Origin of the sequence: Sphingomonas jinjuensis, assembly GCF_014197105.1 — a bacterium.
Lineage (GTDB): Bacteria > Pseudomonadota > Alphaproteobacteria > Sphingomonadales > Sphingomonadaceae > Sphingomonas > Sphingomonas jinjuensis.
This window is the reverse complement of the sequence record NZ_JACIEV010000002.1, coordinates 480014-489290: the sequence shown is the minus strand read 5'-3', so window position 1 is coordinate 489290 and position 9277 is coordinate 480014. Positions and strand designations below refer to the sequence as shown.

The 9277-nt window shown below is 63.2% G+C and carries 13 protein-coding genes and 1 pseudogene; 3 read left to right on the top strand and 11 right to left on the bottom strand.

Translation table 11 applies throughout. The annotated features are described in order from the left end of the window. Nucleotides 1-477: integrase core domain-containing protein (locus tag GGQ80_RS05795; protein ID WP_183982918.1), on the top strand; the 477-nt coding region annotated here is incomplete at its 5' end. A gap of 364 nt (nt 478-841) precedes the next feature. On the opposite strand, the gene GGQ80_RS05790 is transcribed toward GGQ80_RS05795, so the two are convergent. Beyond that, on the bottom strand, nt 842-1477 hold the full coding sequence (locus GGQ80_RS05790; protein ID WP_183982917.1) for an FxDxF family PEP-CTERM protein: 636 nt from the start codon (nt 1475-1477) through the stop codon (nt 842-844). A gap of 186 nt (nt 1478-1663) precedes the next feature. On the opposite strand from GGQ80_RS05790, the gene GGQ80_RS05785 reads away from it, so the two are divergent. Next, nucleotides 1664-1852, top strand: coding sequence for a hypothetical protein (locus GGQ80_RS05785; protein WP_183982916.1), 189 nt, complete (start codon nt 1664-1666; stop codon nt 1850-1852). 75 nt (nt 1853-1927) lie between these two features. Here the strand turns inward: GGQ80_RS05785 and GGQ80_RS18425 are convergent, their stop codons facing one another. From GGQ80_RS18425 to GGQ80_RS05770, 3 genes and pseudogenes are all read right to left on the bottom strand, one after another. Beyond that, complete coding sequence (locus tag GGQ80_RS18425) at nt 1928-2911, bottom strand: PEPxxWA-CTERM sorting domain-containing protein (RefSeq protein ID WP_246346866.1); 984 nt, start codon at nt 2909-2911, stop codon at nt 1928-1930. Nucleotides 2912-3224: 313 nt separating this feature from the next. Beyond that, nucleotides 3225-3437, bottom strand: a complete 213-nt coding sequence (locus tag GGQ80_RS18420) for a hypothetical protein (RefSeq protein WP_246346865.1) — start codon at nt 3435-3437, stop codon at nt 3225-3227. Between the two features lie 324 nt (nt 3438-3761). After that, nucleotides 3762-4528 (bottom strand): annotated as a pseudogene (locus GGQ80_RS05770) (IS5 family transposase). 82 nt (nt 4529-4610) lie between these two features. On the opposite strand from GGQ80_RS05770, the gene GGQ80_RS05765 reads away from it, so the two are divergent. Beyond that, the gene (locus tag GGQ80_RS05765; RefSeq protein WP_183982914.1) at nt 4611-4868 is read left to right on the top strand and encodes a hypothetical protein; all 258 of its coding nucleotides are present in this window, start codon (nt 4611-4613) and stop codon (nt 4866-4868) included. A gap of 368 nt (nt 4869-5236) precedes the next feature. Here GGQ80_RS05765 and GGQ80_RS05760 read toward each other — a convergent pair whose 3' ends face one another. The 7 genes from GGQ80_RS05760 to GGQ80_RS05730 all read right to left on the bottom strand — a co-directional run bounded on the left by GGQ80_RS05760 (nt 5237) and on the right by GGQ80_RS05730 (nt 9175). Continuing rightward, complete coding sequence (locus GGQ80_RS05760; RefSeq protein WP_183982913.1) at nt 5237-5572, bottom strand: hypothetical protein; 336 nt, start codon at nt 5570-5572, stop codon at nt 5237-5239. 109 nt (nt 5573-5681) lie between these two features. Then, nucleotides 5682-7190, bottom strand: a complete 1509-nt coding sequence (locus GGQ80_RS05755; RefSeq protein WP_183982912.1) for a DUF3987 domain-containing protein — start codon at nt 7188-7190, stop codon at nt 5682-5684. Then, nucleotides 7187-8200 carry a DUF7146 domain-containing protein gene (locus GGQ80_RS05750; RefSeq protein WP_183982911.1) on the bottom strand — a complete coding sequence of 338 codons (1014 nt, stop codon included), beginning with the start codon at nt 8198-8200 and terminating at the stop codon, nt 7187-7189. The genes GGQ80_RS05755 and GGQ80_RS05750 overlap by 4 nt, the downstream gene beginning before the upstream one ends. After that, on the bottom strand, nt 8200-8451 hold the full coding sequence (locus tag GGQ80_RS05745; RefSeq protein ID WP_183982910.1) for a hypothetical protein: 252 nt from the start codon (nt 8449-8451) through the stop codon (nt 8200-8202). Before GGQ80_RS05745 ends, GGQ80_RS05750 begins: the two co-directional genes overlap by 1 nt. After that, the gene (locus GGQ80_RS05740) at nt 8448-8789 is read right to left on the bottom strand and encodes a hypothetical protein (RefSeq protein ID WP_183982909.1); all 342 of its coding nucleotides are present in this window, start codon (nt 8787-8789) and stop codon (nt 8448-8450) included. Before GGQ80_RS05740 ends, GGQ80_RS05745 begins: the two co-directional genes overlap by 4 nt. After that, nucleotides 8782-8994, bottom strand: a complete 213-nt coding sequence (locus GGQ80_RS05735) for a hypothetical protein (protein ID WP_183982908.1) — start codon at nt 8992-8994, stop codon at nt 8782-8784. The genes GGQ80_RS05740 and GGQ80_RS05735 overlap by 8 nt, the downstream gene beginning before the upstream one ends. Next, entirely contained in the window at nt 8987-9175 is a 189-nt protein-coding gene (locus GGQ80_RS05730) for a hypothetical protein (protein WP_183982907.1), read from the bottom strand. The genes GGQ80_RS05735 and GGQ80_RS05730 overlap by 8 nt, the downstream gene beginning before the upstream one ends. Nucleotides 9176-9277 lie beyond the last annotated feature (102 nt).

Genomic DNA, 9277 nt, shown 5'->3' with positions numbered 1-9277 from the left:
CTGACCATCATCGACGAGGCCAGTCGCGAGTGTCTGGCGCTGGTCGTGTCACGCCAGCTCCGCCACGAAGACGTGCTGGCCGCGTTGGCCGACCTATTCATCGACCGAGGTCCGCCAGCGCACATCAGGTCGGACAATGGCAGCGAGTTCATCGCCACCGCCGTCCAGACCTGGCTCGGACAGATCGGCGTGAAGACGCTTTACATCGCCCCGGGATCGCCATGGGAAAACGGCTATAACGAGAGCTTCAACGGGTCGCTTCGCGACGAGCTGCTCAATGGCGAGATCTTCTACAGCCTCGTGGAGGCCAAGGTGCTGATCGAGGCATGGCGCCGTCACTACAACACCGTCCGGCCGCACAGCAGCCTGGGCTACCGCCCGCCGGCCCCGGAAGCGGCGACACCGCCATTGCCGGCCTCCGGTTCCGCTTCGCTCCACCTACGACCGGCAATGGCAGCGGAGACGACAATGCACTAACTAACAACCCGGACCACCCCGTGGGGGCTGCTCATGTCGTCACACGGCTTAGCCGACCTAGCGCTCTGCAGCCGTTGCTCGTCGCAAACCGTTTGGAAGCGATCGCTGAGAAGTGAGCCGCCGGCCTCGTTGGACCGGCGGCTTTCCATGTCCGCCTATGGGAGCTAGGCGAGGTGGATCTAGCAATGCAGCCACTGCGCCGCGACTGAACGTCGGCCGATCGATCGGAAAACACGCCGAACGTGCTTTCAAGCCTCATCAGATGCGCCTCAGGTTGAAAATTTCACTCGCCGTGGCCGCAGACACAACAAAGGCCGCCCGGATGATCCGGACGGCCTCACGCACGCCTAAGACTGGGATTGAATTAGGCGAATGTGACCTTCGTGGCCGTAATGCGACGGCGCGCCACGATGCCGACCATGCTGAAACCGACCAGCATCATCGCCCACGTAGCGGGCTCAGGGATCGCCGGAGCTGCACGAGCTATAACGGTCGCCGAGTAGCTGACGATGTTGTTTCCCTGTGCCGTGAAGAAGAATTGGCCTGGCGTTTGATCAAAGCCTGCCAGGTTGATGGTGCCGTCAGCCGTGAAGGAGAGTGATCCGCCAGAAGCGTCTTGGGATCGCGAAACCATGCTCAGACCGGAGAGGTCGAAAGAGAATGCTGGCGTGCCCGTCAGCGTCAAAAAACTAGAGATAGCGGCCGGCGTCGAAAGGCTGGCTATGTCCTTGATCGTACCGCACCCAGAGCTTTGCGAACTGCATGCCCCGAGGGCTGAGAATGAGCCGCTGCCCGCGCCGAAGCTCGAGATCGACCCAGAGGTGCCGGTGACCGACAATCCGGAAGCGTTGGCAAACGAGATCCCCGTTGCCCCTCCCATACCGGCGCTGCCGACCGACTGTGCATAGCCGCCCAAAGAGATCTGGCCCACGACCGGTGCGGCAACGGCAGAAGTGCCGCTCAACGCACTGGCGACGACCGCAGCAACGATCAAACGCATGCAATACCCCTCATCAATTCCCCGGATAACGTCGGGTATCAGAGGTTTACCAGCCAGCCTAGATGCCGTCGCTAGCGCGCTTCCTTCGATACGGCAGCGGACCAAACGAGAGTGGCCATCAGGTCGTGACGGATGCAGTATCCCGTGGCCGAATCGGCGCGGTGCCGATCGCAAGCGGAGACACCCATGAAGCTCCTCCTTACCGGCTTTGCCGCAGCAGCACTGATGACGGCCCCGGCGTTCGCCGCGCCCTGCAAAGACCCGAAGACTGGCAAGTTCGTGAAGTGCCCGACCGCCGCTGCGAAAGTGGTTCGCTGCAAGGACGCCAAGGGCAAATTCGCGAAGTGTGGTACGGCCGGCGCTAAGCCGATGTAGGGGCTTTACCCGGCCCGCATGAGAAGAGCCGCCAGCCTTTCGACTGACGGCTCTCGCGCTGCGCCACCGGGGAGGTTAGGCGAGCGACACCTTTAAGCTGCGGCGGCGATAGCGGGCGGCACCAGCCATCAAACCAAAACCTACCACCAGCATAGCCCAAGTGGCGGGTTCTGGAACGGCAGGCACCTCGACGGCAGCGACCAACCCGCTGGCCAGTGCGTCGCGCGTCTGCTGTGACAAGCTTGGATCGAGGACCGTTGTGAACGTGTGCGTGGCGTCGACAAACCCGCCGCGGTTCGTGGGCAGACGGAGACCGCTCACAGCAAGGACTTCTTGGCCTGGCTGTACGATGAGCGATCCTTCCGAACACTCCGTGGTGGCGACAGACGATGAGAATTCACCGCCGCGTAGCGTGATGTTTTGCCGGCCGACACCCAGCACTCCAGCTTGCCCACATGCGGCGAAAAGCAAGTTGTCGATAAGGTCCTGAGCGGTCGTGAAACCAGCGAGAATCGATGGATCCCAAACTGCCACGTATGACTCAGCTCTTGCGCCGCCGACCCTGGCCCAATCGCCGGCACGCTGCTCAATGATCTGATCTTGTCTGCCGCTATCGACGATATGCAGATTGCCAGCGAGCGAGAACAGCGATGCTGTTTGTCCGGTCCATGTGTAGGATTGAAAGCCAAACGCATTGATGTTCATACGATCATCAGAGCCGGCAAGCGTTGCGCCGCTAATCTGCGGCAGCAGCAGGGTGCCTTGGCTGACTGTGCTGCGCGCGTAGGCGTCATTGACCGTGCCAGCGCGGTCGATCTCAAGGTTCGCAGATCCGAACTGCCCCAAGCCCCCACCATAGACCTGCTGCAGAATGGCTGAGGCATTGCCGGATCCATCAGCGTTCGCAATGCAAAGTTCGTTGGCGGTTGCCCCTTGGCAACTCCGATACGTCGAATTTTGGGCTGATCCAAAGCGGCCAACCTGTGCGACCGCAGGGGCAGCGCTCATTGCGACACATGCACCAGCAATTAAGTAAGCGCGTCGCGATCCCAACATCATGCGTCTTCCCCCGGCAGATGCTTCGCGCCCCCGCGGCCAAGCAATCTACCCGCCAATTAGCACCGTCGATCGAGGGTCGCCTCCCCTAGATGAGGTAGGGCACTGCCAAGTCCCAAAACGGGAATGCGGCTGTAGTGCCTCGATCAGCGGCACTCACCCATTCTATAACGGCGCCAATACCGATCCCACCGCACAGCCGCCCCGCTGGCGATGGCCGCACAGCTCAGCGACCGGCCATCCGGCATGGTGCAGCGAGCCACCACACGCGAATAGCTACGAGCAACAGGCTGACAGACCAGGCGGCGGCGCAGTGTCAGCCCCACCATGATCCGCGGCTTCGCTTGGCAGCGCGATCGTCGCAGGTATAGCCCCGGCGATGCTGGCGACAGGGTTCAGCGCTAGTGAAGTCGGGCGCCTGAATGCCGGCGATGCGGATGCGCTGCCAAGATCGGCACCACAGCGGGCCGTCACCGTCGTGGACGTGCACGACCTCGCAGACGAAGGGCGGGATGGCGTCGATCGGCATGCCCGCATCATAACCCAGCCGCCCGGTAAACGCCGGTATTTTTCCGGGCGGGACCGCCTCTATAAATATATATCTCGCGCGCGCGTGTACCTTCCGAAAACTCGGCAGCTGGTTTCCCGCGGTTATTCAAACGGCACCGGCGATGTCAGGTTTTACCAGGCTCGCGCGCGCGCGATGCGTGCGGAATGCCCTCGCGGCACTGCTAGATATATCTCCTTACGCGCCCGCGCGCGTACTGGTCACATTTTGGCCAAGGCCGCTGTACGTAGCTTATTCTCGCGCGTGCGCGCGTATCTGTCCGGCGCGGGGGGCAGGGGGCTATAATTAGGCCGTAGACTCATAAGCACGGAGCCACAGCCGCATTGAGGCGAGCTGGACCATGGCGAGGAAGTTGGCGGCGAGCTTGTCGTAGCGGGTGGCGACGCGGCGGAAGTGCTTCAGCTTGGAGAAGAACCGTTCGATGAGGTTGCGCTCGCGGTAGAGGCGTTTGCTGAAGCAGGGCTTCCACTTACGGTTGCTCTTGGGCGGGATGTTGGGCGTGGCACCTTGATCCTGGATCAGCTCGCGGATGCGGTCAGCATCGTAGGCCTTGTCCGCCAACACGATGGTGCGCGGGGCAAGATGGTCGAGCAACGTATCGGCGATCTGACCATCGTGCATCTGTCCGGCGGTCAGGCAGAGCCGGATCGGGAGCCCCTGCGCGTCGACGACGACGTGGATCTTGGTCGTGAGCCCGCCGCGTGATCGACCCAGACAGTGATCCGCACCCCCTTTTTTGCCGTCGCGGCCTGCTGGTGGGCGCGAACGGAAGTGCTGTCGATCATCTGGATGTCGCCGTCGTGGGCGGCGGTGATGGCATCCATAAGCCGGTCCCATACGCCTGCCTTCCGCCATCGCACGAAGCGGTTGTAGCAGGTGGTACGCGGGCCGTAGCGCTCGGGCAGGTCGCGCCATGGCGCGCCGGATCGCAGCACCCAGAAGATGCCGTTCAGCACGCGCCGGTCATCGACGCGCGGCACACCTCGCGGCTTGTTGGGCAGCAGCGGCTCGATCACGCGCCACTCGAAGTCGGTTAAGTCGTATCGGCTCATGCCGACGCTGAATCAGAAGTCGGACCCAAGCGGAAGAGCCACCTGCATTGCACGCGCCTTTCAGCACAAGTAGCCTCACAGGATGAAGGAAACCGTCGAGCAGATCATCGCCATTCTAAGACAACCGCTATCGGATGACGAGCGGCAGGCAGGATGGCGGAAAAGCGTGAAGGACGGCTATGTGCCGGTTTTCACCAAGCTGCTCGCACAGATTGAGCAGGGTGAGGACCGCCCCTACTTCGGGATCGTCCGCAGCTTGGACGCTTACGGGATCGGTGATGGCCACCTCTATGACATGATGCTCCGCGTCGCAAACGAGACGAATGCTCAGCTTCGCTGATTTATAGGTTCACGACCTAGTTATCTCTCGCGCGCGGGCGTACTGCTCCCGTAATTCGCCCAAGTGGGACACAGGCCCTGTAACCGCCCTGCATTTAGCTGATCGGATCGGCCTCACACGCGCGCGCGATGGCGAGCGAAACTCCAATCTCAGGTTTTCTAAGGTCCCCGCCAGCCGACCTATTGTCGCTATTGTCGCTATTGTCCGGGCCATCCTGCCCCCTCACCCTCCTGCAGGAGAGAGAGATAGGACTTTCTCTTTTTCTTTCCTGCGCACGCGCGCGCGTACTGCTGTCGAAACCCAGATCGCGAGGGCCGCTGATCGAGACGCCGCGACCCCAGACAATAGGGACAATAGGGACAATAGCTCTACCGGCTACGCTTCCCACGCCCCCAATCCCAAAGGAAGACCGGCGGGAATTTAGGGGTTTTCGGGCGCCCATATTCATCGCGGTAGAACATGGCGCCACAGGTCGTGCGCGCCTTCCATTCCCCCATCGCCGCGACCTTGCGCCCGCTCAGCCAGACAGCCAAGCTCTCGAATTGATCGCTGCTCTCCGGCCCAACGCCGAATAGGTCGTGAGGCGGCCAACCCAGCGCCAGGGCCTTCGCCGCCCAGCCCGACTGAGCCAGATAATCCGCATCGCCTATGACCACACCCCAGGCGGATGGCTTCTCGATGCGTGGCGGGCGCCGATCGGCCAAGCGTACTAGCCCCAACGCCAATTCTTCGGGAAGGTCGGGACGCCGCCGCGGCCGATCGTCTAGCGGTGCGGATGGCGAGGCCAGCGCCGCCGCTGCCATCTCCCGCCAGTCAGCCACGATGCACCAAGGGATTGACCTTGAAGTCTCTTTTGGTGCGGCCGGCGCTGCCCCCCTGTCGGGAGGGCGCCTCTTGCAGCCAGTCGGCTTCAACAAGCACCTTTACCGCGTCGTTCGCCGCCTCAGGCGTCTTAAGCGTTGGCAGGCCATAGCTCTTGTAGACGTCGCGCCCATTCACCTCCTGCTTGCCTTGCTTGACGATGTAGCGCGCCAGCACCGCCGCATTGCGGTCAGCCAGGGGCAACGCAGCGTCTCCGAACACGCGCAGCGCCGTGGGGCTGGCATAATCCTCCAGGAACGTCAGTGCCGCTGCCAGCGATTTGACCGTCACGTCGCTAGGCTCGGGGCCATTCCCGTCCGCCCAGGCGAGATATTCGACGACAAGAGCCATCCGAAGTGCCGTGCCGCGGAGCTTGCCAAGGAAGCCCTTGTAGAGCCCCGAGGCATCGCGCGTGCGCTGCTGATTCTCGCCTATCCAGTTTTCGAAGATGTCGGCTGCTTGCGGGGCAAGCGGCAGAACCACCGCAATATCCCGCCCTCCAAAGTCCCTTGCAGTCTGGATGGACGCAAGACGACGATAGACCCGCTCCAATCGGCTGCGATCGGCAACAGCGCGCGGCCGGCGATACGGCACGGGATCAGGCCACGCCCATAGGAAACGAGCCACAAGGCCGTCATCCGCGGTTTGCAGCAGACAGTCGGCCATCTTTTCCGGCTGGATGCCACCAAGGACGGACACGCCATTGAACGGAATGGTCAGCGATTTGCCGCCCATGTTTTTGCGATCGATGACGTGAGGACGTCCGCCGTACGCCTCTAGCCAAAATTCCCGCCCACCCGGCGAGTATCGCTCGAAGCTCATCAGCCATGCCGCCAACTCGTCGCGAAGATGCAGCGTGCCGTTAGGGTTGCCAGCGAGGATGTCGCCCATCGCTTCAGGCGTGGCATCCTGCACCAGCAGACGCGTACGCTGTGGCGGCTCCGGCAACTCAGCCGCCTCAGGCCGTTGAGGTGACGCCCCGCCTTCCTTCGCCGCCGTCTTTATCAGCCCCTTCCATTCGTCACGCTCGGCCTTCGCGCGCTCCAAGCGCGTTTCGTAATCGACCATCTGCCGCTTGTGATCCTCGGCATGGTCAAGCTCCATGCTCCGCAGCGGGCTTGTCGCGGCGTCGATCGCCGGTGACTTGTTGGCTGACGGATCACCTACCGGCGCCACCCACAAGATGCAGGGTTCGGACCAGTCGGAGTTGAATGGCTGGATGCGACGCTTGGCGCCGATCAGCGATGCGGCAACCGCCAGCACGCCAATACCAACGTAATCGACCGGGGAGCCGGCACCAACAGCCAAATCCTCGATCAGCGGCCACAGATTGCCGAATACGTCGCCCGGCATCGCCACCGGCGGCGCCCTGCCAGCGTTCAGGATGCCCATGTCGGGCATCGGCCAACCCGCCGCTTCGTCCGCCTGCGCGAAGCTCGCGCGGATAGCTTGTGCGTTCATGCCGCCACCCCGCGAAGCTGATCGTTCCAGTCCTTAAAGGGCGCATCCGGCCGCGCGATTGTCACCGACAGCCCGCGCCCCCGGTATGCCTCAGCCGCCGCCTGTGCCGCCCGTTCTCCCGGCTCGTCACGATCGGCGCCAATGATGACACTGCGCGTGACCTCCGGGAATTGCATGTGCGGCAGCATCTTCGTACCCGCTGCCACCCACACGCTCTCGCCAAGCGACTGCGCAAGGGAAAGCCCATCCTCCAGGCCCTCGGTCACGACGATCGTTTCGGCCGGCGGGCCAAGCTGGATCGCGCCGCCGATCAGGTTACCCAGGCTGTACTTAACCTTGCCGTCTGTCGTCGCGGCCTTACGCCCGTCCTCGGTTAGGTAGGTGCGTTGAATACCGACGAGCTGGCCCGCCGGATCGGTCACCACCGCCACCAGGCACGGCAGCGGAGTCGAACCATTCGCGGCCAACAGCCCGTTGTCCTCCGGCTGTTTGGGGGGCGCCAGGCGCGCGAACCGCAGGGTATGCGGCAGCGGCATAGTGATACCCCGGCTGCGCAGATACGCAGCCGCAGGCGTCCCCTCGATCGGCACCGCCTCGCGGACGATGCGATCAGCGACCGGCCGGAGATCTTGCTTGGGACGCGGCGGCGGGAGCTGTTGCCGCAGCTCCGCCAGTGCCCCGCTGTCGAGCATGTCGATGGCCTCGAACAGCTTCACGCCATAAGCCTGCTGCACGAAGTCCAAGACGTCGCCAGACGCTCGACAACCAAAGCAACAGAATTTGCGGCCCTCGTCGTAGACGGTGAAAGAGGGAGTGCGCTCATTGTGGAAGGGGCACAGCCCGACCCATTCGCGACCACGCGCCTTAAGTCGAACACCCGCCTTCTCCGCCACGGCGGGGATGGCGAAATTGCGCCGCACCTCGTCAACGACCCTCACCAGCTCAGACGGTGCGTTGCGATACCGCGCTGCGCGTTCATTGCCGTAGGTGGCAAACCGACCCACCAGCATCAGAACATCTCCGCTTCGGCTTCGGCGCAAAGCGCAAGGTCGCACTCATTGCCGTAGGTTTCGCGGTTGAGCGTGCGGGCCGCGGCAATGGCTTCCCACACATGCTCGAACGGCTCGGAGAAATTGCCCCAGCTATTCCCTGAGGCGCTTTCATGGGCGATTTGCCAGTCACCATCTTCGGTCTGGCCGATGTGGATGGTGCCCCGAGAGACACCACCCCGCCGGGGGAAGGGGATAACCTGAGCCGTCATGCCTCACCTCCCGCCGGCTCAGGCCGGTAGCAAGGCAGTACCCACACTACCGCGCGCTTCCAGCTCGACGGGTTAGATCGCCGCATGCCGCTGTCCACGATCACGCCTTTGGCCTTCAGCTCGGAAAAGCGAGGCTGTAGCGACACGCGAGTTTCCCCCGACATGTCGCAAGCCTCTTCGGGCGTCAGTCCTTGGGCGCCACGCTCAGTGACCATCTGATGGACCATGCGCTGTAGACGGCCCATGCGCGGCGCAATGGCCGCAGCAGCTTCGCGCCCCGTCTCAGCCTCGCCCTTGTAGCCAGGCAGATCGGGATAGGTCTTGTACTGTTCACTCATGCGGGCCTCCATCGGCCAGCGCGGGAAGGTCGTGCTTCTTCAGCAGGTCGACCAGCCAGCGGAGTTGCTTTTCGGTCAGCGGCTCGTCGTCACGGTCGTAGGCGAGCCCGCCCACGAACTGACCAGAGCGCCGCGTGAGGTTCGGGGCGGGATGCGCCAAGATCGCGCGGGCCGCGTCGCGAGACGAGGTGAAGGGATCAGTCATTGCCGCCCTCCGCCGTCTCGTCACGGACGGCCCAGCCGTGGTGACGGCTAAGCGATCGGACGTATCCGCGAACGAACAACTCCCGCTCGTCTTCAAGATCGAAGTCGAAGCCAGGGAGGGGCGGAGTGACGGTGACGGCATAGCCGATGCCCGCCCGCCGGAGGGTTATGGTGCGTTCCATGGGGGGCATCACAGCGCTCCCCCAAGCTGGCGGTTACCGCCGTCAGACCAGATCATATCCGCCAGCAGCGCGGCCCGGAGCGGGGCAAAGCCCAGCGTCGAG

What these genes read in the sequence shown, in the direction of transcription:
- GGQ80_RS05790 (WP_183982917.1), bottom strand. Translation starts at nt 1,477, where the DNA reads ATGCGTTTGATCGTTGCTGCGGTCGTCGCCAGTGCGTTGAGCGGCACT.
- GGQ80_RS05785 (WP_183982916.1), top strand. Translation starts at nt 1,664, where the DNA reads ATGAAGCTCCTCCTTACCGGCTTTGCCGCAGCAGCACTGATGACGGCC.
- GGQ80_RS18425 (WP_246346866.1), bottom strand. Translation starts at nt 2,911, where the DNA reads ATGATGTTGGGATCGCGACGCGCTTACTTAATTGCTGGTGCATGTGTC.
- GGQ80_RS18420 (WP_246346865.1), bottom strand. Translation starts at nt 3,437, where the DNA reads ATGCCGATCGACGCCATCCCGCCCTTCGTCTGCGAGGTCGTGCACGTC.
- GGQ80_RS05765 (WP_183982914.1), top strand. Translation starts at nt 4,611, where the DNA reads ATGAAGGAAACCGTCGAGCAGATCATCGCCATTCTAAGACAACCGCTA.
- GGQ80_RS05755 (WP_183982912.1), bottom strand. Translation starts at nt 7,190, where the DNA reads ATGAACGCACAAGCTATCCGCGCGAGCTTCGCGCAGGCGGACGAAGCG.
- GGQ80_RS05750 (WP_183982911.1), bottom strand. Translation starts at nt 8,200, where the DNA reads ATGCTGGTGGGTCGGTTTGCCACCTACGGCAATGAACGCGCAGCGCGG.
- GGQ80_RS05745 (WP_183982910.1), bottom strand. Translation starts at nt 8,451, where the DNA reads ATGACGGCTCAGGTTATCCCCTTCCCCCGGCGGGGTGGTGTCTCTCGG.
- GGQ80_RS05740 (WP_183982909.1), bottom strand. Translation starts at nt 8,789, where the DNA reads ATGAGTGAACAGTACAAGACCTATCCCGATCTGCCTGGCTACAAGGGC.
- GGQ80_RS05735 (WP_183982908.1), bottom strand. Translation starts at nt 8,994, where the DNA reads ATGACTGATCCCTTCACCTCGTCTCGCGACGCGGCCCGCGCGATCTTG.
- GGQ80_RS05730 (WP_183982907.1), bottom strand. Translation starts at nt 9,175, where the DNA reads ATGGAACGCACCATAACCCTCCGGCGGGCGGGCATCGGCTATGCCGTC.